The sequence below is a fragment of the Streptomyces violens genome, from assembly GCF_000717745.1.
GTDB classification, from domain to species: domain Bacteria; phylum Actinomycetota; class Actinomycetes; order Streptomycetales; family Streptomycetaceae; genus Streptomyces; species Streptomyces violens.
Genome location: NZ_JOBH01000001.1, coordinates 36,760 through 60,322 on the forward strand (window position 1 = coordinate 36,760; position 23,563 = coordinate 60,322).

General features: G+C 74.6%; 18 protein-coding genes and 1 riboswitch. Of the genes, 8 read left to right on the forward strand and 10 right to left on the reverse strand.

What is annotated here, in order from left to right:
- Positions 1 to 9: 9 nt before the first annotated feature.
- From IF04_RS0100170 to IF04_RS0100185, 4 genes are all read right to left on the reverse strand, one after another.
- Positions 10 to 804, reverse strand: a complete 795-nt coding sequence (locus tag IF04_RS0100170; RefSeq protein ID WP_030248932.1) for a maleylpyruvate isomerase family mycothiol-dependent enzyme — start codon at positions 802 to 804, stop codon at positions 10 to 12.
- An 81-nt stretch (positions 805 to 885) separates the two neighbouring features.
- The gene (locus tag IF04_RS0100175; protein ID WP_030248934.1) at positions 886 to 1,956 is read right to left on the reverse strand and encodes a prenyltransferase; all 1,071 of its coding nucleotides are present in this window, start codon (positions 1,954 to 1,956) and stop codon (positions 886 to 888) included.
- The gene (locus IF04_RS0100180; RefSeq protein WP_030248936.1) at positions 1,953 to 2,732 is read right to left on the reverse strand and encodes a class I SAM-dependent methyltransferase; all 780 of its coding nucleotides are present in this window, start codon (positions 2,730 to 2,732) and stop codon (positions 1,953 to 1,955) included. The genes IF04_RS0100175 and IF04_RS0100180 overlap by 4 nt, the downstream gene beginning before the upstream one ends.
- 67 nt (positions 2,733 to 2,799) lie before the next feature.
- Entirely contained in the window at positions 2,800 to 4,155 is a 1,356-nt protein-coding gene (locus tag IF04_RS0100185; protein WP_030248938.1) for a glycosyltransferase family 4 protein, read from the reverse strand.
- Between the two features lie 237 nt (positions 4,156 to 4,392).
- On the opposite strand from IF04_RS0100185, the gene IF04_RS0100190 reads away from it, so the two are divergent.
- Positions 4,393 to 5,028 carry a TetR family transcriptional regulator gene (locus IF04_RS0100190; RefSeq protein ID WP_030248940.1) on the forward strand — a complete coding sequence of 212 codons (636 nt, stop codon included), beginning with the start codon at positions 4,393 to 4,395 and terminating at the stop codon, positions 5,026 to 5,028.
- 622 nt (positions 5,029 to 5,650) lie between these two features.
- A complete protein-coding gene (locus IF04_RS0100195; protein WP_078599662.1) occupies positions 5,651 to 6,232 on the forward strand; it encodes a helix-turn-helix transcriptional regulator in 582 nt (193 codons plus the stop codon).
- A gap of 102 nt (positions 6,233 to 6,334) precedes the next feature.
- Here the strand turns inward: IF04_RS0100195 and IF04_RS37010 are convergent, their stop codons facing one another.
- The 6 genes from IF04_RS37010 to IF04_RS0100225 form a co-directional block, all read right to left on the reverse strand.
- Positions 6,335 to 8,563, reverse strand: a complete 2,229-nt coding sequence (locus tag IF04_RS37010) for an ATP-binding cassette domain-containing protein (RefSeq protein WP_342668096.1) — start codon at positions 8,561 to 8,563, stop codon at positions 6,335 to 6,337.
- Positions 8,564 to 8,697: 134 nt separating this feature from the next.
- Entirely contained in the window at positions 8,698 to 11,208 is a 2,511-nt protein-coding gene (locus tag IF04_RS0100205) for an ATP-binding cassette domain-containing protein (RefSeq protein WP_063829419.1), read from the reverse strand.
- Between the two features lie 337 nt (positions 11,209 to 11,545).
- Positions 11,546 to 11,656 (reverse strand): SapB/AmfS family lanthipeptide, encoded by a 111-nt coding sequence (locus IF04_RS0100210; protein ID WP_030248962.1) that lies wholly within the window; start codon positions 11,654 to 11,656, stop codon positions 11,546 to 11,548.
- Between the two features lie 61 nt (positions 11,657 to 11,717).
- The gene (gene lanKC / locus IF04_RS0100215) at positions 11,718 to 14,351 is read right to left on the reverse strand and encodes a class III lanthionine synthetase LanKC (RefSeq protein ID WP_030248965.1); all 2,634 of its coding nucleotides are present in this window, start codon (positions 14,349 to 14,351) and stop codon (positions 11,718 to 11,720) included.
- Between the two features lie 155 nt (positions 14,352 to 14,506).
- Positions 14,507 to 14,740 carry a ferredoxin gene (locus IF04_RS0100220; RefSeq protein ID WP_030248967.1) on the reverse strand — a complete coding sequence of 78 codons (234 nt, stop codon included), beginning with the start codon at positions 14,738 to 14,740 and terminating at the stop codon, positions 14,507 to 14,509.
- 4 nt (positions 14,741 to 14,744) lie between these two features.
- Positions 14,745 to 16,211, reverse strand: a complete 1,467-nt coding sequence (locus IF04_RS0100225) for an aldehyde dehydrogenase (protein ID WP_030248969.1) — start codon at positions 16,209 to 16,211, stop codon at positions 14,745 to 14,747.
- Between the two features lie 133 nt (positions 16,212 to 16,344).
- Between IF04_RS0100225 and IF04_RS0100230 the strand changes: the two genes are divergently transcribed.
- From IF04_RS0100230 to IF04_RS0100255, 6 genes are all read left to right on the forward strand, one after another.
- Complete coding sequence (locus IF04_RS0100230) at positions 16,345 to 17,382, forward strand: Strvi_7410 family MBL fold metallo-hydrolase (protein WP_030248970.1); 1,038 nt, start codon at positions 16,345 to 16,347, stop codon at positions 17,380 to 17,382.
- A 59-nt stretch (positions 17,383 to 17,441) separates the two neighbouring features.
- Positions 17,442 to 17,581: riboswitch (cobalamin riboswitch) on the forward strand.
- 177 nt (positions 17,582 to 17,758) lie between these two features.
- Positions 17,759 to 19,018, forward strand: a complete 1,260-nt coding sequence (locus IF04_RS0100235; RefSeq protein WP_051830513.1) for an SCO2321 family membrane protein — start codon at positions 17,759 to 17,761, stop codon at positions 19,016 to 19,018.
- Entirely contained in the window at positions 19,015 to 19,704 is a 690-nt protein-coding gene (locus IF04_RS0100240) for an SCO2322 family protein (RefSeq protein WP_030248976.1), read from the forward strand. Before IF04_RS0100235 ends, IF04_RS0100240 begins: the two co-directional genes overlap by 4 nt.
- Positions 19,705 to 19,724: 20 nt before the next feature.
- Entirely contained in the window at positions 19,725 to 20,921 is a 1,197-nt protein-coding gene (locus IF04_RS0100245; protein WP_051830515.1) for an energy-coupling factor transporter transmembrane component T, read from the forward strand.
- The gene (locus IF04_RS0100250) at positions 20,918 to 22,561 is read left to right on the forward strand and encodes an ABC transporter ATP-binding protein (protein ID WP_030248981.1); all 1,644 of its coding nucleotides are present in this window, start codon (positions 20,918 to 20,920) and stop codon (positions 22,559 to 22,561) included. The genes IF04_RS0100245 and IF04_RS0100250 overlap by 4 nt, the downstream gene beginning before the upstream one ends.
- Positions 22,558 to 23,412: an ECF transporter S component gene (locus IF04_RS0100255; RefSeq protein WP_030248984.1), complete on the forward strand. Its 855-nt coding sequence runs from the start codon at positions 22,558 to 22,560 to the stop codon at positions 23,410 to 23,412. Before IF04_RS0100250 ends, IF04_RS0100255 begins: the two co-directional genes overlap by 4 nt.
- Positions 23,413 to 23,563 lie beyond the last annotated feature (151 nt).

The window sequence follows — 23,563 nt, forward strand, 5'->3', positions numbered from 1 at the left end:
TCCGGCCGGTCACCCGAAGCTGACCAGCTCCAGCCACTCGTCCAGCAGCCCGCGGTCGCCGATGACCGTCACGTCCGCGCCGTCGACGGGCAGCCGACGGTAGAACACCAGCAGCAGATCCCGCATCGGTCCACGCAGCGCCACCGCGGCCTTCTCGTGCCCCCGGCGCCAGGTGATGGCCTCGCCCGTGAGGTCGATCAGCCACTCCCCGCCGTCCTTGTCCGGGTCGGTGTCGGTGGCGTGCAGATGGATCGTCCGGCCCGGCCCCAGCAACCGCGCCAGCTCCGGCCGCCGCTCCATCGTCTGCGGCAGGCTCCCGATCTCCAGCCACTCCTCCAGGGTGTCCACCGCGACCTCCGGAGCGAGCTCGTACGGCACGCCGGCCGCGAGGGCCGCGTCCGCGCGGTGGACCACGATCTCGTGCACCGCCCGCCGCGCCCAGAAGTCCGTGCTCGGCTCGTCGGCCCAGCTCCACACCGCGGTGCCCGGTCCGGCCGCGCGCAGCTCGGCGGCCACCAGCGCCGCGCTCTCCGCGAGCCAGGAGTCCAGCGCCGCCGGGTCACCGTCCCCGGGTCCCGCGCCGTCCGGAACCTGCTCCTCGGACACGGGCTCCTTCGCCCGGGTCCGTACCGTCGTCCCCATCCAGCGGAGCGCGCCGCCCACGTGCCGGGTCAGCTCGCCGATCGTCCAGTCCGGGCAGGTGGGAACCGTCGCCTTCAGGTCCGCCCCCCGCAGCGCTTCCCGGAACAGTCCGGTCTGCACCAGAATCTCTTCGCAGTACCTCTCATACCCAAGGCGCGTCATACCCGCACACTAGTGCGGGTCCTGCGCCCCTGCCCCGATTTTCGGGACGGAGGGACGCAGGGAGATCAGTCGCAAGGGAGATCAGTCGCAGCAGCCGGGGTCCAGGCCCGACGGAAGGGCCTCGCCGCCGAAGACGGCCGTGGTGGCCTCGTCGCCGCCGAGCGCGGCCACCGCCAGCAGCAGCGACCCCGCCGTCCACGACGTCAGCTCGCGCGGCCAGACCACCTCGTCGTCGAAGACATAGCCGGTCCAGTACATGCCGTCCTCGGCGCGCAGATGCCGGATCGAGCGGAGGATGTCGACCGCGCGGTCGGACTCGCCCATCGCCCAGAGGGCCAGCGCCAGTTCGGCGCTCTCGCCGCCGGTGACCCACGGATTCGGCAGTACACAGCGGACGCCGAGCCCCGGCACGACGAAGTCGTCCCACTGCGCCTCGATGCGCTCCTTGGCGGCCTGGCCGCGCAGCGCGCCCCCGAGCACCGGGTAGTACCAGTCCATCGAGTAGCGGGACTTGTCCAGAAAGCGTTCGGGGTGGTGGCGGATGGCGTGGCCCAGCCGGCCGACCGCCAGCTCCCAGTCCGGCTGCGGCGCGCCGCACTGGTCGGCGACGGCCAGGGCGCAGCGCAGCGCCTGGTAGACGGAGGAGGAGCCGGTGAGCAGCGCGTCGTTGACGGGTGTGCCGTCGTCCTCGCGCTTCCAGCCGATCTCGCCGCCGGGCTGCTGGAGTTCCAGTACGAACTCCATGGCGGCGTACACCGTCGGCCACATCCGGTCGAGGAAGGTGTCGTCGCCGGTGGAGAGGTAGTGGTGCCAGACGCCGACGGCCAGGTACGCGCAGAAGTTGGTCTCGCGGCCGCGGTCGGTGGGCCGCTCCGCGTCCCCGTCGGCGTACGCGGCGTACCAGGAGCCGTCGGGGAGCTGGTGGTCGGCGAGCCACTGGTACGCGGCCTCGGCACGGGCGTGTTCACCGGCCGCGTCCAGCGCCATCGCGGCCTCGGTGTGGTCCCAGGGGTCGAGGTGGTGGCCACGGAACCACGGGATGGCGCCGTCCGCGCGCTGGGTCGCGAGGATGCCGGCGACGGTGCGGGCGGCCTGCTCCGCGGTGAGCACTCCGGGCAGGACGAGTCGTTCGGTGCGCCCGGGGCTCGTCACAGGGCGGCTCGCGCGGGCTCGTCGTGCGTGTCGTGCTGCGCCCCGGCGGCGTGCGCCTTCGGCTCGTGCGGCTTGGTGGCGTACGCGACGAAGCTCTTGCCGATGAGCGGGTTGAGCGCGTTCTCCGCGACTCTGGTGGCCAGCGGCTTCTTCATGATGTCCCAGACCAGGAGCTTGTGGTACGCCTTGACCGGCAGCGCCTTGTCGTTGTCCACGCCGAACGCGCACTTGAGCCACCAGTACGGGGAGTGCAGCGCGTGCGCGTGGTGCGTGCCGTAGGGGCGCAGGCCCGCCTCGCGCATCTTGCCGAGCAGTTCGTCGGCCTTGTAGATGCGGATGTGGCCGCCCTCGACCTCGTGGTACGCGTCGCTCAGCGCCCAGCAGACCTTCTCGGGGCCGTAGCGCGGCACGGTGACGGCGATCCGGCCGCCGGGCTTGAGGACCCGGACCATCTCGGCGAGCACGCCCTTGTCGTCGGGGATGTGCTCCATGACCTCGGAGATGATCACGACGTCGAAGGAGTCGTCGGGGAAGGGCAGCGCGAGCGCGTCGCCCTCCATGGCGGTGGCGGTGGCGCCGGCCGGGGCCTCACCGGCCTCCTCCATGGCGGCGAACCACTTGGCGACCTCGCGGATCTCCTCGGCGTTCTGGTCGAGGGCCACGACGTGCGCGCCGCGCCGGTAGCACTCGAAGGCGTGCCGGCCCGCGCCGCACCCCAGATCGAGTACGCGGTCACCCGGTGCGAGCGGGAATCGGGAAAAGTCGACGGTCAGCACGGCCTCTCAGCTTTCGTCCTGGGGTGTCCCCGGCCGCGGAGGCCGGCCGGGAGCGGTGTTCGTCAGGTCAGGGTGCGGCCGACGCGGGGGTGGCCGCCGGTGTCGTGGGGGCCGCGGCGGGCCGGTGTGCGACGCGGGCCGCGATGGCCTCACGGTAACGCTCGGCGGTGCCGATGGCCGCCTGCCGCCAGGTGAAGCGGGCGAGGACCCGGGCGCGGCCCGCAGCGCCGAGCCGGCGGCGCAGCTCCGCGTCGCCGAGCAGCCGGTTCAGGCCCGCGGCGAGCGCGCCCGCGTCGCCCGGCGGCACCGCGAGACAGGTCTCGCCGTCGGGCCCGGCGACCTCGGGGATGGCGCCGCCGGTGGTGGCCAGCAGCGGCGTGCCGGTGGCCATGGCCTCGGCGGCGGGGAGGGAGAAGCCTTCGTACAGGGAGGGCACACAGGCCACTTGGGCGCCGCGGACCAGGTCGACCAGCTCGGCGTCGCTGATGCCCTTGACGAACTCGATGGCGTTGCCGAGCCCGTACCGCTCGATGGCGGCGGCCACCGGCCCGTCGTCGGCGCGCTTGCCGACCACGACGAGGTGGGCCTCCGGGTTCTCCGTACGGACCTTGGCGAGCGCCTCGACGAGGTGGATCAGGCCCTTGAGCGGCACGTCGGCGCTGGAGGTCGTGACGATGCGGCCGGGGATCTCGGGAACCGAGCGATCCGGCGAGAAGAGGTCGGTGTCGGCGCCGATGTGCACGACGTGGATGCGGTCCTGACGGACGCCCAGGTGGTCGGTGATCTCCTGCGCGGAGGAGCCGGAGACGGTGAGGACGGACGGCAGCCGGCGCGCGACCCGCTTCTGCATGCGGGTGAAGCCGTACCAGCGGCGGACCGAGGCGCGCCGCCGCCAGCCGTCGGCGGCGGCCAGGTCGAGCTGCCGGTCGACGGTGATGGGGTGGTGGATCGTGGTGACCAGCGGCGCGCCGAGGTCGCCGAGCAGGCCGTAGCCGAGCGTCTGGTTGTCGTGGACGACGTCGAAGTCGCCGCGCCGGGCGGCCAGATGGCGGCGGGCCCGCAGGGAGAAGGTGAGCGGCTCGGGGAAGCCGCCGGTCCACATCGTGCCGACTTCGAGGGCGTCGATCCAGTCGCGGTACTCGCCGCGCTTCGGCGTGCGGAACGGGTCCGGCTGCCGGTACAGGTCCAGGCTGGGCAGCTCGGTCAGCGGGACGCCCCCGTCGAGCACGGGGTAGGGCTGGGCGCCGATGACCTCCACGGAGTGGCCGAGCCCGGCCAGTTCGCGCGAGAGGTGGCGTACGTAGACGCCCTGGCCGCCGCAGAACGGGTTCCCCTTGTACGTGAGCAGGGCGATCCGCAAGGGGCGGTCGCCGGTGACCTCTGCGGGGCGAGCGGCGGCTGCCCGGACGGCCTCAGCGGACACTCTCGGCCCCTCTCTCACTGGACTTTCGCCGGAGCGTAACCGCTGGCGCTAATCTAGAACAAGTTACAGAACCGATCGGTTACCGATGAGTTCACCAGGCTCGAATCTACCGGTCGGGACATCGGCGAAAAGAGCCGCACCAGGTGATTCGCGCCACGACCCACCCCCTGCCATGCTGAGCCGATCAGCAGATCGACAGACCCCGCAGCACGGACGGACCGCCACGGAATGGGACACATGACTTCCGAACACCGGCCGGCGCTTCCCGCCACCCCTCCGCTGACCGAGCGCCAGGAAGCGCGCCGCCGCCGCATCCTGCACGCCAGCGCGCAACTGGCCGGGCGCGGCGGTTTCGACGCCGTGCAGATGCGCGAGGTCGCGGAGTTGTCGAACGTCGCCCTGGGCACGCTGTACCGCTACTTCCCCTCCAAGATCCATCTGCTGGTGGCGACGATGCAGGACCAGCTGCAGCACATGCACGCGACGCTGCGCAAAAGGCCGCCGACGGAGAGCGACCCCGGGGCGCGGGTGGCCCAGACGCTGATGCGGGCGTTCCGCGCGATGCAGCGCGAGCCGCATCTGGCGGACGCGATGGTGCGCGCGCTCACCTTCGCCGACCGGTCGGTGAGCCCCGAGGTGGACACCGTCTCCCGGCTGACGACGGCGATCATTCTGGACGCCATGGGGCTGGATTCCGATGCCACTCCGGAGCAGCTCTCGGCCGTGCGGGTCATCGAGCACACCTGGCACTCGGCGCTCATCACCTGGCTCTCGGGCCGGGCTTCGATTGCGCAAGTGAAGATCGACATCGAGACCGTCTGCCGGCTCATCGAGCTGACCGGCCCCCAGCCTGGCCTCCAGCGCCCGGAATAGCCCGCTTTCGCACTGAAGTCCCCTTTCATGGCCTCGGCTTGGCGCCGGTTTGGCGCCGGTTTGCGGCCGTCACAGAGTGCATACATGCATCCCGCCGTGCACCCGTGCGCCCCCTTGCCCCCTCTTGGCCTGATCTGCGGCCCCACGGCGCGCCCTTTACAGGTATGAATTCGGGGTGGTTGCCAAATAAGGCCGGTACACGGGGGTCTGGAGGGGGACTGCAGTGATCCGGGTGCTGCTGGTGCACGACGTCTGCCTGTTTCGATGGGCATTGGCTGAGGTGCTCAGCAGGGAAAACGACATAGAGGTGGCGGTGTCCACGCCGGAAGGCGCGGCGGGCCGGGTGCGCGCGCTGCAGCCGGACGTCTGTGTGGTGGATGTGGACTCCGCAATGCCTATCGGAGCGAATGCGTTGCGAAAGCTATCGGACAGCGGTGCCGCGCCCGCGGCACATGCCGACGGTACTTCTGCGAGAGAGGAAGCGGGATGGAGTGACGGTGCGTATCGGAGTACCGACGGGTACCGGAGCGGCTGGGCCCCGAGAGCGGCGGCCGGGGCGCACGGCGCCGTGGTGAGCGGCGTCGGCGCCGCCGCGAGAGGTGCCCCCGCGGGCGGCACCCAGATGAGGGCGGAGGCGCACGGCAGTGCCGCGCACGCTGTCCCGGGCCGCGGCACGCCCGCGCGCGGGCCGATCGCGCACATCCCGCAGCAGGTCAACAGATGCCGGGAACTTCCGATGAGCGGCGCGGCGGAGGGCGTGCCGTGCGGTGGAGAGCCCGGAGCGGGCGGCGGCCGGGAGGGCGCGGCCGGGCCGTCGAAGGGGCCTGCCCTGCTGGTCCTCGGCTCTGCCCACCGGCCGGGCCCGCTGCGCAGAGCCTTCGAGGCCGACGCGCTCGGGTTCGTCGACAAGGAGGGCTCCCCCGGGCAGCTCGCCGCCGGTATACGGCAGGTCGCCGCGGGCCGGCGCTTCATCGACGGCTCGCTGGGCTTCGGCTTTCTGCAGGCCGCCGAAATGCCGCTCACCCAGCGGGAGCTGAGCGTCCTGACGCTCGCCGCCGAGGGCGCCTCGGTCGCCGAGATCGCCGGCACGCTGCACCTGTCCAACGGAACGGTGCGCAACTACATGTCGGCGATCACCCGCAAGACCGGCGCCCGCAACAGGGTCGACGCCATCCGCATCTCCCAGGGCGAGGGCTGGCTGTGACCCATGCACCGGGAGAGCGTCCCGGCGGCGGTCCCGGACGCGGTACGGGCCGCAGCGTCGGCCGGGGAGGGCGGACCGGTCGCCGTCACGGCCGGGCCCCGCTCACGGCGAGAGGGCCGGCTCCGCTTCGGCGTCCGCCCACTCCCCCACGAGGTCGCGGTAGAGCGCGGAGCGCCGCAGCAGGTCGCGGTGGCGCCCGCACAGGGCGTACGTACCGTCCATCACCAGGACGCGGTCCGCACGGAGCGCCGAACTGATGCGGTGCGCGACGACGATCAGTGAGCCGCCCGGCCGGGCCGCGAAGGCCCGCTCCGCACGGGCTTCCGCCGTCGCGTCCAGATGGCAGCCGGCCTCGTCGAGGAGGGCGAGCGGCGCGGGCGCGAGATGGGCGCGGGCGAGGGCGATGAGCTGGCGCTCGCCGGCGGAGAGCGTGCCGGGCGTGACCCGCGCGCCGAATCCGCCGAGCTGCTGTACCAGGCCCGCGGCGCCCACGGCCACGGCCGAGGCCCGCAGCGCGGTGTCCGGCACCTCCTCGGGGCGCGGGCAGAGGTACAGCATGTTCTCCCGGAGCGTCCCGGAGAACACATAGGCCTGCTGCGGTACGAGAACGCGCCTGGACCCCGCGCCGTTCCCGCCCAGCCGGATCTCTCCCCGATCGGGGACCAGTACGCCCGCGAGCAGCGCCACGAGTGTCGACTTTCCGATGCCGCTCGGCCCGACGACGGCCAGGTGCCCGCCGACCGGCAGGGTCAGCTCCAGCCCCTGCACCACGGGCGTCGCATGCTCGCCGTACGCGAAGGACACCCCGCGCGCCTCCAGGGCCAGCCCGCTGCCGGCGGGCGGCGTCGCCCACGCGGGCAGCGGTACGGGCGCCCCGGCCTGCGCGTTGGCCGCGTTATCGGGGTTGTCCCCGGCGTACGCGCCCGCGCCCTGCGCTGACCGGCCGCCCGGCGCACGCACCGGCACCGGGATGCCCCCGGGCAGCGTCAGCCGCTTCGGCGGCAGCGCGTGCCGCGGCCGCTTGGCGTGCCGCGCCCCACCGCCACGGCCCGTCGGCACGGACGCCGACGCGGCTGCCGAGGACGACGCGGCCGGGGCAGCGGTGGCCGGAGCGGCCGGAGCGCCCGAGGGCAGCGCCGGCAGTTCGGGCACGGCGGGCAGCGCGGGCCGCCCGGAGGCTGCGTCGGGGGCGGGGCCGGAACCCGGGATCGCGGGCCTTCCGGGCGCTCCGTCGCGACGGGGCAGCGCGGGCCGTCCCGGGACTCCGGTGGGACCGGGGAGGGCGGGCCCGGCGGGCACGGTGGGCTCGGGCGCCGTCCCGGCACCTGCCGCTTCCGTGTCCGCCGGGCCCGTCACGTCCGTCGCGGAGACCGCGGCGGACGCGGCGCTCCCGACGCCCCGTCCGGCCCCCGTCAGCCGGCGCAGGACGACGCCCAGCCGGGTGCCGGACGTGCCCAGGCCGTGCATCAGGGCCTGCAGCGCGGGCAGCATCGACTGCGTGAGGTAGGCCAGCGCGCCGACCAGCGCGCCCGGCGTCACCCCGTTCCCCAGCAGCCAGGGCGCGGTGACCAGCAGCAGGACCACCGGCAGCCGCCCGCCCACGCCGAGCGCCACGTCCCGGCACACGCCCCAGCGCGCGAGCGTGCGCGACGCGCGCCACTCCGCGTCGAAGCGCTCCCCCACCTCGCGCGCCACCCGCTCCTCGGCGCCGCCGGCCGTCACGTCGCGCAGCCCGCCGACCGCCATGCCCACCCCGCGCGCGATGGCCTCGTCGGCCGCCAGGTACGTCTCCTGGCTGTGCGCCATCGGACGCAGCGACACCGCGAAGAGGGCGAGGCCGAGGACGAGCGGCGGCAGGACGACGAGCAGTAGTACCGGGGCGAGCGCGCAGAGGCCGACCAGCGCACCGGCAGCGGTGAAGACGAACCCCCGCGACACCATCACCAGCCCGCCGAAGGTGTCGCGGGCGATCTCCACCTGGTGCGCGGCGCGGGAGACCGCGCTGTCGTCGGCCTCCCGGAGCGCGCGGGTGACGACCCGGCGGAGCAGCTCGTCGCGGAGCGGTTCGACCAGGTCGGCGACGGAGCGGTAGACCCGGCCCGTGCCGTACGAGCCGAGCGCGACGGCCAGCGCGGCCGCGGCCAGCCAGCCCAGGCCCACCGCGACCCGGCCCGCGAGGAACCCGTCGTCGATCGCCCGGGCCAGCGCGAAGCCGAGCAGGAACGTCTGGGCGGCCTCGGCCACGGACCAGGCGGCCAGCCGCGCCACGACGACGCGCCGCCGCTCCAGGAACCGCCGGGCCCCGTCCCGCAGCCGCGGCTCAGCGCGCACCGGCCCCCCGTCCACTCTTCCCTCGCTCCCGCTCATGCCGCTTGCGCTCCCGCTCCCGTTCCCGCCGGTCACCGTCGTCCGTTCTCCTGCCGTCGCGGGCCGCTCCCCTTGAGCGGCCCGCGCCCCCTCGGGCCTCACTCGGCACCCCGCCGGAACCCGGCGGTCTCCTCGGAGGGGGTCCCCGCTGCCGGCCCGCCCTCCGCACGGGCCGGCAGCTCACCCCGTACGAGGAGATCCGCCAGTGCGCGGCGACGGCGCTGCGTGACGGGCATCCCCTGGGGTACCGGTATCCGCTCCGGCACGCCCCCGCGCTCCCCCGGCGCGAACCCGTCCTGCGCGGCGCCGGTGGACTGCCCCGCGCCGGTGGACTGCCCCGCGCCCGCGGACTGCTCCGCGCCCTGGCCGTGGGCCCAGCTGGGGATGCCCGCGGCGGCGGAGGGCGACGGCAGCCGCGGCGCCGCCACGGGCGTCAGCCCCTCCGGCCGTACCGCCGCGGGACGCTCCCCCTCGGACCGCGCCCGCTCCGGCCGCGTCCCCTCCTGGCGCGTCCCCTCCTGGCGCGTCCCCTCGGACCGCGTCCCCTCCGGTCGCAGCCCCTCCTGGCGCGGCCCGTGGCCGATCGCCCGCCGCGGCCGCGCGGCACCCGCTCCGGCCGGCGGTTCCCCGGCCGCCGACGCTCCCACCGACGCCCCCGCCGGCAGCTCACCCGCGCGGGCGGGCTTCCGCACCGGCAGTCCCCCCACGCCCGGCTTCCCCGCCGGCCGCGCCTCCGGACCACCCACCGGCCGGTCCACCGACCAGCCCGCCGATCCGTCCGCCGACCGGTCCACCGACCCGTCCGCCGACCGATCGTCCCCGAGGCCCCCCGTCTCCGGTGCCGCCTCCTCGTCCGGCCCGAACAGGGCCCGGTAGCGCGGGTCCTCCCAGAGCTCGGCGTGCGGCGCCAGCGCCCGGATGAAGCCCGCGTCGAGCCAGGCGACCAGGTCGGCGCGGGCCGCGGTGGCGGCGCGGTGCGCGATGATCAGGCGCGTCCCGGCGCGCACGTCGCGCAGCAGCGCGCGGCCCACGCGGAGTTCGGTGACCGTGTCGAGGCTGGACGTCGCGTCGTCGAGGATCAGCAGCCGCTCGGCGTGCGCGAACGCGCGGGCCAAACCCAGGCGTTGCACCTCCCCGCGGGACAGCGGCACATCGGCGCAGGGCGTGGCGTACCCCTCGGGCAGCCGCCGGATGAAGGAGGCCGCGCCCGCCGCGTGGGCCGCCGCCTCGACATCGCCCGGACCCGGCTCGTACACCCCGTACGCCACGGTGTCGTGGACCGTGTCGCCCAGCAGCGCGGGCCGTTCGAAGGCGTACCCGATGGAGCGGCGCAGCGCGTAGTGGCTGAGGCGGCGCAGCGGCTCGCCGTCCAGCAGGACTTCGCCCGCGTCCGGCTCGATCAGCCGCCCGGCGACCGCGGCGAGCACGGACTTGCCGGTGCCGGAGCGGCCGACGACGGCCAACGTGCAACCGCCGGGCACGCTGAGGTTGAGATCGTCCAGGACGGTGTGCCCGGCCTTCCGTACGGTGATGCCACGCAGTTCGAGCGCCCCCGCGCACGTCCCGGCGCCCGCTTCCGCAAGAGCGTCCGCTTCGGCAAGAGCGCCCGCTTCCGCACGCGCGCCCGCCTCCTCCGGTACGGAGTCCCGGTCGCCGTACTCGATGGCGGGCAGGTCCTGGAGTTCGGTGATCCTGCGGGCCGCGGCGCGGCTGTGCACCAGGCCGTTGAGGTGGCCGACGAGCATGCCGACGCCGGCCGCGAGCACGGCGTACCGGGAGGCGGCGAGCAGGTCGCCGACGGTGAGGGCGCCGCTAAGGAGCCGCACCCCGCCGACGGCGAGCACGGCGATCTGCAGCAGCGGGATCAGCGCGGCGGCCTGGGCGGTGGACCGGCCCTGCACCCGCCACATGCGGTGGCCCTGGCGGGAGAGGGCCGGCAGCGGCGCGAGGATACGGTCGGCCTCGCGCTCGTAGCTGCCCGCGGCGGCGATGGTGCGGGCACCGCCGATCGCCTCCAGGAGGCGCCCCGCGATGTCGCCCTGTATCCGCTGGTACTGCGCCACGCAGTCCCCGGTGTCGCGGACGAAGGCACGCATCAGCAGCGCCAGCAGCGGCAGTCCGACGACGAAGGCGGCCGCGGTCCACAGGTCGAGCAGGGCCAGCGCCACGAGCGCGCCGACCGGGGTGAGCGCCGTCGCTGCGGTGGCCGCGAGCGCGGTGGGCGCGGTACCGGCCGTGCCGGCGTTGCCGACGATGCGCGACACCAGGTCGCCGGGCTCGTGGCGTTCGGTCGCCGTGGGGCCCGCGGCCAGTACGCCGCGCAGCGCCCGGCGCCGCAGCCAGGCGGTGGCGCGGGCGTCCGTCGTGCCGGTGAGCAGCCCGTCCAGCGCGCCGATGAGGACGAGCAGGGCCATGAGCCCGGCGCAGGCGAACAGCCACGGCTGCGCGGGGCGGCCGTCGAGCAGCAGGTCGAGCGTGTGGCCGAGGATGGCCGGGAGGGCGAGACCGACCGCGGCGCCGCCGGTGGTGAGCAGCAGGACTGCCGAGGCCCGGGGGGCGCTGTGGCGCAGCGCGCCGAGCAGCAGCCGGTCGGCGGGTTTGGCGGTCACGGGTTCTTCCTCCCAGATGGGGTCGCGCGGACGGGGTGGTGCGGTGAGCTGTACCTGACAGGCGAAGAAGCGGAGTGGTGGGGATGGTGTGCGTGCGGCTCCCCCAGGAGCCGCACGCACACCGGTTCGTCCCGGCGTCGGCCACCGGAGCAGGCCGGGCGGTGCGGGCGGTGTGCCGTGCCGGACCGGATCGGACCTCACGATCCGGGCCGGGCACGGTCACTCCCGTCCCGCGAACGGCCTGTATCACCTCCCGGTCCGCGGTCGACGCGTACCGGAACGAACCTGATCAGGGGCGGCGGGCCGGACAGTGCCGGACCACCGCGGGGATGACGCGCTAGCAGAGGATGAGGCTCAGGGTGCTGTCGCATTCCAGGACGCTGGCGGTACTGTCCTCGCCGCCCCCGTGCTCCGGTGCCTCCAGCATCTGCAGATCGAGCAGTGCCACGTCGCGCGTCCTCTCGTGTCGTGCCGCATGTCGTGCCTCGTGTCGTGTCATGCCGCGGCCCTCAGATCCGGAGTCCGTCCGGCTCCGGCAGCGGTGGGAGGAACGGCAGTTGTACGGGTTCCTCGTGCAGGGCCGAGCCCAGGGCCAGCAGGCAGCCGGCCGTGCCCGTGGACAGGTCCATGGAGAGCCGCATCATCTGGTCGCCGGGGAAGGCCAGTTCGCCGCGGTAGGGCATGGCGTACCAGCTCAGGTCGGCGATCTGCGCGGCGAGCGCGGCCTCGACATCGGGGTCGGGCGTCGTCGTGCGGGCCAGGTGCAGCACCATGCCGGCGCGGCCCCGGAAGAGCCCGGGCTGTGCGTAGAAGCGGGCCTGGGTGGCCGGCAGGATCGCGGCCCGCGCCTCCTCGAACTCCGCGTCGGCGCGGTGCGTCAGGTAGTCGTCGAGCACCATCGCGATGCCCGCCGAGCCCCCGCCGAGGTACGGCATGGTGCGCCAGCCCTCGTCGACCAGCAGCGTGCCGCGTTCGTTGCGGACGCACCGGGCGAGGTCGCTGCGCAGCGCCTGCGCGGCGAGATCGAGCAGCCCGGGGTCGCCGGTGCCTTCGTACAGCCGCAGGAAGAGCAGCGCGGGGCCGCTCGCGCCGCGCAGCAGCCCGGCCCGGTTCGCGCAGCTCTCCAGCCGGTCGGCGGCGTGTCCCGCCGCCTCCAGCGCCCGGTCGCGCAGCTCGCGTTCGCCGCGCTGCCGCGCCAGGTGGTCCAGGGTGAGGCCGATGCCGGCCAGCCCGCCGTACAGGTCGGGCGCGAGCCGGTACCACTTCTCGTCGAGCACCCGCTCGATCAGCTCGTCGGCCCGTTCGCGGTGGCCGAGCCGGTCCAGTACGTAGGCGACGCCGGCGAGTCCGTCGTAGCACCCGAGGGGGGTGCCGAGGGGAGGCGGAGCGGTCTGCCGCAGTAACCACTCCTCGCCCTCCTCGAACCCCTCGGCACCCGTCTCGTGGAGCGCGTACAGGACACCGGCCGCCCCATGGGCGATGCCGAGTCCGCCGCCGTCGGCGAACTGGGCGATGTCGCCGGGGAACAGGCGGTCCGTGCGCTCGGGCGTGGCCGAGGCGAGGATGCCCCGGACCATGGACTCGCGGCTGCGCGGCCAGTCGGCCGGGTCGCAGACGTACGGTTCGCGGGTGTCGACCGCGACGAGGTGGCGGGCCTGTGCGGGGCGCCGGATGCGCGGCCTGGCGGGCCGGTGCGCGCAGATCGTCCGCACGGCCTCCTCCAGGAACCCGGCCGGCACGCCCGGGAATTCGCGGACGACGATCTCGGCCAGGTCCGCCGCCTTGTCCCGCTCGATGGCCAGCAGCGTGGTCATCGGCAGGAAGAGCGCGAGACGCAGACAGGCCAGCGCGTACCGGTCGACGTCGTAGCCGGTGAGGTCGCGCGGGGCGACGAAGCCCGGGTGCGCGAGGGCCTGGCGGCTGCTGTCGTCGGCGTCGGTGGCGGCCTCGAAGTCCAGCAGGGTGACGCCGAGTTCGTCGGGCGCGACCATGACGTTGAACATGTGCAGGTCGTTGTGGACCAGGCCGCGGCGGTGCACCGCGGTGACGGCCTGTTCGACGGCGTTGTACATGCCCAGCGCCCACTCGGTGTACGAGGTGAGCGCCTCCGGGTCGGGGTCGGCGGTGAGCAGCGGGTGGCGCTCGGCGAAGAAGGAGTTCAGCGGCCTGCCCGGGATGTACTCCAGGACGAGGAAACGGTGGTCGCCGGCGGTGAAGAAGTCGCGTACCTCGGGGGCCACGCCGAGGCCCGACAGCCGCTGCAGCGCGGCGCGTTCGCGCTCCAGCCGGGTGACCGCGTCGGCGCGGTCGGCGGCGAGGCCGGCGTGCGGCCTCGCCTCCTTCAGGACCACCCGCTCACCGGTGCTCCGGTCCCGGCCGACGTAGACGCCGCCCCCGTTGGAGAAGTGCAGCGCCGACTCGATGGCGTACGGCAGGTCGGCGACGGTCGTGGCGTTGCGGGCCGCGAGCTGCGGGACCAGGAAGCCGGGCAGCGGCACCCACTCCGGCGTCCGGAAGGCGGGCTCGCGGCGGTCCGGCACCAGCCGCCCGTCGGCGTTCTCGATGGCGGGCACGAGCGCCCCGGTGCCGTCGACGCAGTACCGCCGGGCGAAGCCGCCGTACCGCACGTACAGCGGCCCGTCGTTCCACCGCAGGTCGCTCAGGATGTAGGGGCCCGACTCGCCGTCCAGCAGCGAGCCCAACTCCTCCAGAATGCGGTGGCATTCCGCTTCGTCCAGCGGGTAGATGGTGGCGAATTTGCCGCTCGCGGCCCGGTCCGCGTACTTGGAATTCCGCAGGTGCAGCGGGCGCGGACCCGGCACGAATTTGAACGGAATCGACCGGGCCACGCAGTAGTCCCAGACCTTGGACGCTATCTTCTCCGCATTGTCCGGGCAGGCCGACACATGTATCTTCCACCCCTGCTTCGGCCTGCCCGGACGCGGGTTCCCCTCGCTGTCCACGGGATTCACGTGGAGCCAGTCCCCGGAGAGGAAACAACGCCACCCTTCGGGGACTGCGCGCTGCGCCGCTTCGTACACCGCACTGTCGTCAGCTGCGGCACTTTCCCCGACGGACAAACGGTCCGGGGTTTCATAGAAATACCTGTCAGCCAGGCAGTACACCTCGTACCGCTTGTCCATCGTCTCCCCCCTCGGCGGCGTGGAATAGAGATTTCCACGCAAGGGGAGGGACGGACAGTCACAGACGTCATGAGGTCACCGTGAGGAACGCACAAGTAACTCTAAGTACGAACCAGCAGGTCGATCGCCTGTTCGACAGGACCTCGGCCGGGACGCTACTCCTCCGGCGGGAAGACTGATTCCCCGGAGTCCGCCTCCGTAATCAGGATCGCCTCGACCGGACATCCCTCGGCGGCCGCCAGCACGGCTTCCCGGGCGTCCGTGACGCCCGCCACCGGGTGCGACTGCCGCGCGGAGTCCAGCCGGAAGTCCCCGGGCGCCGTGCTCGCGCACAGCCCCGAGCCGATGCAGACCCCGCGGTCCACCTCCACCTGCCAGCGGTCACCCATGTGTTCACGCCCCCGCCGGCAGGTGGATCATCTTGTGCTCCAGATACGCGCCGTACCCCTCGGGGCCGAACTCCCGCCCGATGCCGCTGTTCTTGTAGCCGCCGAACGGCCCGAGCATGTCGAGGCTGAAGGTGTTCACGGAGTACGTGCCGGTGCGCACCCGGCGCGCCACCTCGATGCCGCGCTCGGTGTCGGCCGTCCACACCGAGCCCGACAGCCCGTAGTCGGAGTCGTTCGCGATCCGTACCGCCTCCGCCTCGTCCTCGTACGGCAGCAGGCAGATCACCGGGCCGAAGATCTCCTCGCGGGCGATCCGCATACCGGGGGCGACCTCGCCGAAGAGGGTCGGCTCGACGTACCAGCCGGTGTCCTGGTCCGCCGGACGCCCGCCGCCGGCCAGCACCTTGGCGCCCTCCTGCTGCCCCGACGCGATGTACTCCAGCGACCGGCGGCGCTGCCGCTCGGCGACCAGCGGGCCGACCTCGGTGGCCGCGTCCAGTGGGTCGCCGACCTTCAGGGCGGTCGCCGCGGCGGCGAACCGCTCGGCGATCTCGTCGTAGTGCGAGCGCGGCGCGAGGATGCGGGTCTGCGCCACGCACGCCTGGCCGTTGATCATCCACGCGAAGGGCGTGATCCCGGCGACCGCCGCGTCCAGGTCCGCGTCCGGCAGGATCACCGCGGCCGACTTGCCGCCCAACTCCAGTGTCACTCGGGTGAGATGGCGCGCGGCTACCTCCATGACGCGCTTGCCTGCCGCGACCGACCCGGTGAACGAGACCTTGTCCACGCCCGGATGCCCGACCAGGTACTCACTGACCTCCCGGTCGGCCGGGAGGATGGAGAGCACACCCTCGGGCAGCCCCGCCTCGGTGGCGATCTCCGCGAGCAGGTACGCGTCCAGCGGCGTCTCCGGCGACACCTTCAGCACCGCCGAGCACCCGGCCAGCAGCGCGGGGGCGAGCTTGGCGGCGGCGGTGAACTGCGGGACGTTCCACGGCACCACGGCCGCGACCACCCCGACCGGCTCGCGGCGGATCAGCAGCGGCCCGAGGACGCCCTGCCGCCGCTCTTCGTACTCGAAGTCGCGGGCGACGGTGATCGCCGCGTCCCACGCCATCATCGCGGCCAGCGACTGCACCATGACGCCCGCGGTGTACGGGGTGCCGTTCTGCGCGCTGATGAGCCGCGCGAACTCCTCGCTCCGTACGGCGAACGCGTCCTTGATCCGCGTGACGACCGCGATCCGCTCCTCCAGGGGCGCGTCGGCCCACACCCCGGAGTCGAAGGACGCGCGGGCGGCGGTGACGGCGCGGTCCACGTCCGCCCGCGAGGCGTGCGGCACCCGGCCGATGACCTGCTCGGTGTGCGGGGAGACGACCTCGATGGTGTCCCGGCCGGCGGGATCGGCCCACTCGCCGCCTATGTAGAGCTGTCCGTGCTCGATCAGGCCGTGCTCGATCAGGCCAGTCATCGATTCCGCCTCCTGCGGTCGCGTTACCCGATGTGTTACCCGGCTCATTACCTGACGCTGCATCAGAACTGATACCAGTTCTAGTTATGCTGGACAATGCACGCGACGGCGTGCGGGCCGAGAGGGGCATGGCATGCCGCACGTGATCGACCACCGGGGCGGGGTCTGGAGCATCGCCGTCCCGATACCGGACAACCCGCTCGGGCACACTCTCGTGCACGTCCTGGAGACGGACCGTGGCCCGGTGCTGATCGACACCGGCTGGGACGACCCGGACTCCTGGGAAGCGCTCGCCGCCGGGCTCACCGCCTGCGGCACCGGCATCGCCGAACTCCACGGCGTACTCGTCACCCACCACCACCCCGACCACCACGGCCTGTCGGCGCGGGTCAGGGAGGCGTCCGGCGCGTGGATCGCGATGCACGCCGCCGATACCGAGGTCGTCCGCCGCACCCGTGAGGCCGAGCCGGGCGTCTGGCTGACGTACCTCATCGGGAAACTGGCCGCGGCGGGCGCGCCCGAGGAACACCTCGCGCCGCTGCACGCGGCCCGCGCCGCCGGGCACGCCGACGCGCTCCCCGGCAACCGCCCCGCGCTCCCCGACCGCGAGATCGTCCCCGGCGAGCTGCTGGACCTGGCGGGGCGGCGACTGCGCGCGGTCTGGACGCCGGGCCACACACCGGGCCACGTCTGCCTGCATCTGGAGGAGGCGCACCCGGCGGCGCGCCCCGGCAACGGGCGCCTCTTCTCCGGCGACCACCTGCTGCCGGGCATCAGCCCGCACGTGGGCCTGTACGAGGACCCTGACGACGCGACGGTCACCGATCCCCTCGGGGACTACCTCGACTCCCTTGAGCGGATCGCGCGGCTCGGCGTCGCCGAGGTACTGCCCGCGCATCAGCACGCCTTCACCGGCGCCGCCGAGCGGGCGGCGGAGCTGATCGCGCACCACGAGGAACGGCTCGCGGGCCTGCGCGCCCTGCTCGCCGCCCCGCTCACCCCGTGGCAGCTCGCCGAGACCATGACGTGGAACCGCCCGTGGGAGGAGATCCCGTACGGCTCGCGCACCATCGCCGTCTCGGAGGCCGAGGCGCATCTGCGGCGCCTGGTGAAGCGGGGGCTGGCGGAGCCGGTGCCGGGCTCGGAGCCGGTGACGTACCGGGCGGTGTGAGGGCCACCTGGTGGTCTCCGGGCTGCCGTACGTGCCGGAGACCGGTCGCTACCCGCCGGTTAAAGTGGTCCGGACAAGTTCATTCGTGCCCGACCGGGGGAAGCCGGTGGAAAACCGGCGCTGACCCGCAGCCGTGAGCGCTGGCGCGCACCCGTGCGCCGGAGCGAGCCGGAACACCCGGCGGGGCACACCCAAGGCTCCCGCGTACCGTACGGCCGCCCTTCAGCGGCCGCCCGGCGCGCGGCACCGTCGAGGTATACGGAGCTGAGCCCGGTGCCACCGCGCCCGCGCGCCCCGCGGACGTGGTGCGGCGGAGTACGGCTGCGTGACCTCCCACCTCGCGCACCCCGCGAACCGACCGAGAGGCACCGACCCCATGGCCATCACGGCCCGCTCCCTCGCCGCCCCGGCGCGCCGCTGCGCCGCGGCCCTGGCCGCCGCCGTGCTGTGCGCGGCCGCTGCCCCGGCCGCGTTCGCCGCCGACCCCGCGCCCGCCGCATCCCCGAAGCTCCCGAAGGGCCTGTACGGCAGCACGGACCCGAAGTACGACGGCGTCTGGCGGCAGTCGCTGGCGCTGCTGGCGCAGGACACCACGGGCGTGCGCCCGGCGGACTCGGCGGTGGACTGGCTCGCCGGGCAGCAGTGCGCCGACGGCGCGTTCACCGCGTACCGCGCCGCCCCGAAGCAGCCCTGCGACGCGAAGACGATGCGGGACACCAACCAGACGGCCGCCGCCGTGCAGGCGCTGGCCGCGGTCGGCGGGCACGCGGACGCGGTGCGCGAGGGCGTCTCCTGGCTGAAGTCCGCGCAGAACGACGACGGCGGCTGGGGCTCCGCGACCGGCGCCCCGAGCGACGCCAACTCCACCTCGGTGGTGATCGGCGCGCTGGCCGCCACGGGCACGAAGCCGGAGTCGGTGACCGCGAAGAAGGGCGGGAGGACGCCGTACGAGGGGCTGCTCGCCTTCCGGCTCGGCTGCGACGTCGCGGAGAAGGACCGCGGCGCGTTCGCCTTCCAGGCCAAGGACGGGAAGCTCGCCGCCAACGAGGACGCGACGGCCGCCGCGGTACTGGGTGCGCTCGGCAAGGGCTTCGTCGTCGAGCCGGGCGCGCACGCCCCGGAGAAGACGTCGTGCGAGGAAGCGGCCAAGGACGCGGGTGGCGCCGCCGGCGGCGCCGCTGACCAGCTCGGCGCCGTCCTGGACGCGCACGGCCACCACCTGATGTCCGCGATGCCCGGCGCCGAGTCGCAGGCGGACGTCGGCAACACCGCCGACGCCGTCGTCGCGCTGGCCGCCGCGGGGCGTGCCGACGCGGCGAAGCAGTCGCTGAGCTGGCTGCGCGGGCACTCGGCGGCCTGGGCGAAGCAGAGCGGCCCGGCCGCGTACGCGCAGCTGATCCTCGCCGCGCACGCCACGGGCGGCGACCCGCGCGACTTCGGTGGCACGGACCTGGTGACGAAGCTGAACGCGACCGGCCCGAAGCCCGCGTCCGCCGCCTCGGACCAGCAGGCCGACAAGGAGCAGAAGCAGGACGAGGGTGGCGTCTCCGTGTGGTGGGTCGTGCTCGTCGGCCTGGCGGCGGGCGCCGGCATCGGCTTCCTGCTGAGCGGCCGCAGGAAGCAGAACCAGCTGTGAGCAGCGCCGTTCGTCTCGCGCGCGGCCTCGGCGCGCTGGTCCTGGCCGGTACGGTCACGGGCCTGGCCGCCGCGCCCGCGCACGCCGAGGAGTACCGCTACTGGTCCTTCTGGACGGCGGACGCGGCGGCCCACGGGGGCGGCTGGACGTACGCCACCGAGGGGCCGTCGACGGCGCGCCCCGCCGACGGCGGCGTGGCCGGCTTCCGCTTCACCGTCAGCGCCGATTCCGCGCGCGCCGCGAAGCCGCGCGCGGCCGCCGATTTCGACGCGGTCTGCGGCGGTACGAAGGTGGCGGACGGCCGCAAGCGGGTCGCCGTCGTCCTCGACTTCGGCACGGCGGCAGACGCCCCGAAGGGCGAGACCCCGCCCGCGGCCCGTACGGAGTGCGCGCGGGTCCCCGAGGACGCGAGCGCGGGCGACGCCCTGGCCGCGGTCGCGGCGCCGCTGCGATACGACTCCAGTGCGCTGCTGTGCGCGATATCGGGCTACCCGAAGACGGGGTGCGCGGAGCAGGCGGGCGGGTCCTCGGAGCAGTCCGAGGAGACCATCGGGTCCGCGGCGCCCGACGCCGGGGCGTCCGACTCCGGCGACGGCGGGCCCTCCGCCGGACTGATCGGCGGCCTCGCCGCGGTCGCCGTCCTCGGCGCCGCCGCGGTGTGGCAGGCCCGGCGCCGGCGCGGATGACCGGCCGCCAGGGAACCGTGATGAGCGACGTGGCCGGCGAGGCGGCGGGCGCGCGGCCGGGTCGACGCGCTCCTGCCCGGCTGCGTGCTCCCCTCGCCACGCGGGGGCGTGCGCTGCACGCCGGCGCGTGGTGGCTGTGGGCGCTGGGCCTGGCGACGGCCGCGTCCCGCACCACCAACCCGCTCCTCCTCGGCCTGCTCATCGGCGTCGCCGGATATGTGGTCGCGGCCCGCCGCTCCGACGCGCCCTGGGCCCGCTCCTACGGTGCCTTCGTCAAGCTCGGCCTGGTCGTGCTCGCCATCCGGCTGGTCTTCGCCTTCGTGCTCGGCTCGCCCGTCCCCGGTACGCACGTCCTGGTCACGCTCCCCGAACTGCCGCTGCCCGACTGGGCGCGCGGCGTGCGGATCGGCGGCCGGGTCACCGCCGAGGGCATGCTCTTCGCGCTGTACGACGGGCTGAAGCTGGCCACGCTGCTGATCTGCGTGGGCGCCGCCAACGCGCTCGCCAACCCGGCCCGGCTGCTGAAGTCCCTGCCCGGCGCGCTCTACGAGGCGGGCGTGGCCGTCGTCGTGGCGATGACCTTCGCCCCGAACCTGGTCGCGGACGTCCAGCGGCTGCGCGCGGCGCGCCGGCTGTGCGGCCGCCCCGACCGCGGCGTCAAGGCGCTGCTCCAGGTCGGACTGCCGGTACTGGAAGGTGCGTTGGAGCGTTCGGTGGCGCTCGCCGCGGCGATGGACGCCCGCGGATACGGGCGTACCGCGCAGGTCCCGCGCGCCGTCCGGCACACCACCACGGCCCTCACGCTCGGCGGCCTCCTCGGCATCTGCGCCGGTACGTACGGACTGCTCGCGGCCCAGGGCGCCGGGTACGGGCTGCCGGTGCTGGCCGCCGGGCTCGCCGCCGCGCTCGCCGGGCTGTGGCTGGGCGGCCGCCGCTCGGTCCGCACCCGCTACCGCCCCGACCGCTGGGGCCCACGTGCCTGGCTGGTCGCGGGCTCCGGCGTGGCGGTGGCCGCGCTGATGATCTGGGCGGGCTCGTACGCGCCCGCGGCCCTGCACCCGCCGGCCGTACCGCTGACGGCGCCGGAACTCCCGCTCTGGCCCGCGCTCTCGGTGCTGGCCGGACTGGTGCCGGCGTTCGTCGCTCCGGTACCGGCGAGTGCCCCGGCGGCAACCGCCGAGCGACGTACGAAGAACCCGAAGGAGAGGACGACGTGATCCGGTTCGAGCAGGTGTCGGTGACCTACGGGGACGCCGGCGCGCCCGCCGTCCAAGGGGTCGATCTGACCGTCCCCGAGGGCGAACTCTGCCTGCTGGTCGGCCCGTCCGGTGTCGGCAAGTCGACCGTGCTGAACGCCGTCTCCGGCCTCGTCCCGCACTTCACCGGCGGCACCCTGCACGGCCGGGTCACCGTCGACGGCCGTGACACCCGCACCCACCGGCCGCGCGAACTGGCCGACGTGGTCGGCACGGTGGGCCAGGACCCGCTCTCCCACTTCGTCACCGACACCGTCGAGGACGAGCTGGCGTACGGCATGGAATCGCTCGGCCTCGCCCCCGACGTGATGCGCCGCCGCGTCGAGGAGACCCTCGACCTGCTCGGCCTCGCGGGGCTGCGCGACCGGGCCATCAGCACCCTCTCCGGCGGCCAGCAGCAGCGCGTCGCCATCGGGTCCGTGCTCACCACGCACCCCAAGGTGCTCGTCCTGGACGAGCCGACCTCCGCGCTGGACCCGGCCGCCGCCGAAGAGGTACTGGCCGTGCTGCAGCGCCTGGTCCACGACCTCGGCACGACGGTGCTGCTGGCCGAGCACCGGCTGGAGCGCGTTGTCCAGTACGCGGACCAGGTCATCCTGCTGCCGGCGCCCGGCGCCGCGCCCGTCATCGGCGAGCCCGCCGAGATCATGGCCGTCTCCCCGGTCCACCCGCCGGTCGTCGCCCTCGGCCGGGCGGCGGGCTGGTCCCCGCTGCCGCTGACCGTACGGGACGCCCGCCGCAAGGCCGGCGCGCTGCGCGAGCGGCTGGCGGGACGGACCCCGGCGGCTCCGGGCGCCGCGGCCGGTGCGCCGCCCGCTCCCGGGGACGCCGCCCCGGTCGCCGAGGCCGCCGGACTCTCCGTACGCCGCGGCCGCATCGACGCGCTGCACCGCGTCGACCTGGCCGTACGCCCCGGCGAGACCGTCGCCTTGATGGGCCGCAACGGCGCGGGCAAGTCCACGCTGCTGAACACGCTGGTCGGCATGCACGAACCGGCCGCGGGCTCGGTACGGGTGGGCGGCGCCGTGCCGCACCGCACCGGGCCGCGCGAGCTGCTGCGCCGGGTCGGGCTGGTGCCGCAGGAGCCGCGCGACCTGCTGTACGCGGACACCGTCGGCGCCGAGTGCGCGGCGGCGGACGCCGACGCGGGCGCGGCACCGGGAAGCTGCCGGGCGCTGGTCACCCGGCTGCTGCCGGACGTCCCGGACGGCACCCACCCGCGCGACCTCTCCGAGGGCCAGCGGCTCGCCCTCGCGCTCGCCGTGGTCCTCACCGCGCGGCCGCCGCTGCTCCTCCTCGACGAGCCGACCCGCGGCCTGGACTACGCGGCCAAGGCCCGCCTGGTGGAGGTCTTGCGCGGGCTCGCCGCCGAGGGCCACGCGATCGTCCTCGCCACCCACGACGTCGAACTGGCCGCGGAGCTCGCCCACCGCGTCGTCATCCTCGCCGACGGCGAGATCGTCGCGGACGGCCCGACCGCCGAGGTCGTGGTCGCCTCCCCGGCCTTCGCCCCGCAGGTCGCCAAGGTCCTCGCGCCGCTCCCCTGGCTCACCGTCCCCCAGGTCACCCGCGCCCTGACCGAACTGGAGCACACGGCATGACCAGGGAACACGGCATGACCGGGGCACACGGCACAGGCCCACGGACGGGCAGGAGGGTGCGGGCCGTGCGGCTCGGGCCGCGTTCAGTGGCCGCCCTCGTACTGGTCTCCGTCCTCGGCGTGATGGCCTTCGGCTGGCCACTGCTGGCGGACTCCGCGTCCGGCCTCGCGCACTCCAAGGACGCCCCCTGGCTCTTCGCCGCGCTGCTCCCCCTCCTCCTCGCCGTGGTCGTGGCGACCATCGCGGACGTCGGCCTGGACGCCAAGGCCATCGCGATGCTCGGCGTACTCGCCGCGGCCGGTGCCGCGCTGCGCCCCCTCGGCGCGGGTACGGCCGGTATCGAGCCGATGTTCTTCCTGATGGTGCTGTCGGGCCGGGTCCTGGGCCCCGGCTTCGGCTTCGTGCTCGGCGCGGTCTCGATGTTCGCCTCCGCCCTGCTCACCGGCGGTGTCGGCCCCTGGATGCCGTTCCAGATGCTGTCGATGGGCTGGGTGTCGATGGGCGCGGGCCTGCTCCCGGGGCCCGACCGGCTCCGCGGCCGCCGCGAGATGCTGCTGCTGGCGGTCTACGGCACGCTCTCCTCCCTCCTCTACGGCCTGGTCATGAACCTCCAGGGCTGGCCCTACATCGCGGGGCTCGCCTCCGGCGTCTCCTTCGTCCCCGGCGACCCGCTCCCCGACAACCTCGCCCGCTTCGTCGCGTACTGCCTGGCCACCTCCCTCGGCTGGGACCTCCCCCGCGCCCTGGTCACGATCGTCCTCACCCTCACCGTCGGCCCCACCGTCCTGAAGGCCCTCCGCCGCGCCACCCGCCGCGCGGCCTTCGACGCCCCGGTGTCCTTCGCCCCGTAGCCGGCTGCTACGCGCGCTCCCGGCCGAAGAACTCCGCTCGCCCAGGCGGGCCACGGTCCCGCGGGTGCCTTCGAAACTGACGGCGCAGACCTGGTCGATCCAGCGCCGCCGGCCTTCGGTCCCCGCCCACGGGGCGCGATACGCCTCGGCG

Bases quoted from the DNA above. Each gene is read 5' to 3' on its own strand.
- IF04_RS0100170 (WP_030248932.1), bottom strand. From the start codon at position 804: ATGACGCGCCTTGGGTATGAGAGGTACTGCGAAGAGATTCTGGTGCAG.
- IF04_RS0100190 (WP_030248940.1), top strand. From the start codon at position 4,393: ATGACTTCCGAACACCGGCCGGCGCTTCCCGCCACCCCTCCGCTGACC.
- IF04_RS0100195 (WP_078599662.1), top strand. From the start codon at position 5,651: ATGAGGGCGGAGGCGCACGGCAGTGCCGCGCACGCTGTCCCGGGCCGC.
- lanKC (WP_030248965.1), bottom strand. From the start codon at position 14,351: ATGGACAAGCGGTACGAGGTGTACTGCCTGGCTGACAGGTATTTCTAT.
- IF04_RS0100220 (WP_030248967.1), bottom strand. From the start codon at position 14,740: ATGGGTGACCGCTGGCAGGTGGAGGTGGACCGCGGGGTCTGCATCGGC.
- IF04_RS0100225 (WP_030248969.1), bottom strand. From the start codon at position 16,211: ATGACTGGCCTGATCGAGCACGGCCTGATCGAGCACGGACAGCTCTAC.
- IF04_RS0100230 (WP_030248970.1), top strand. From the start codon at position 16,345: ATGCCGCACGTGATCGACCACCGGGGCGGGGTCTGGAGCATCGCCGTC.
- IF04_RS0100235 (WP_051830513.1), top strand. From the start codon at position 17,759: ATGGCCATCACGGCCCGCTCCCTCGCCGCCCCGGCGCGCCGCTGCGCC.
- IF04_RS0100245 (WP_051830515.1), top strand. From the start codon at position 19,725: ATGAGCGACGTGGCCGGCGAGGCGGCGGGCGCGCGGCCGGGTCGACGC.
- IF04_RS0100255 (WP_030248984.1), top strand. From the start codon at position 22,558: ATGACCAGGGAACACGGCATGACCGGGGCACACGGCACAGGCCCACGG.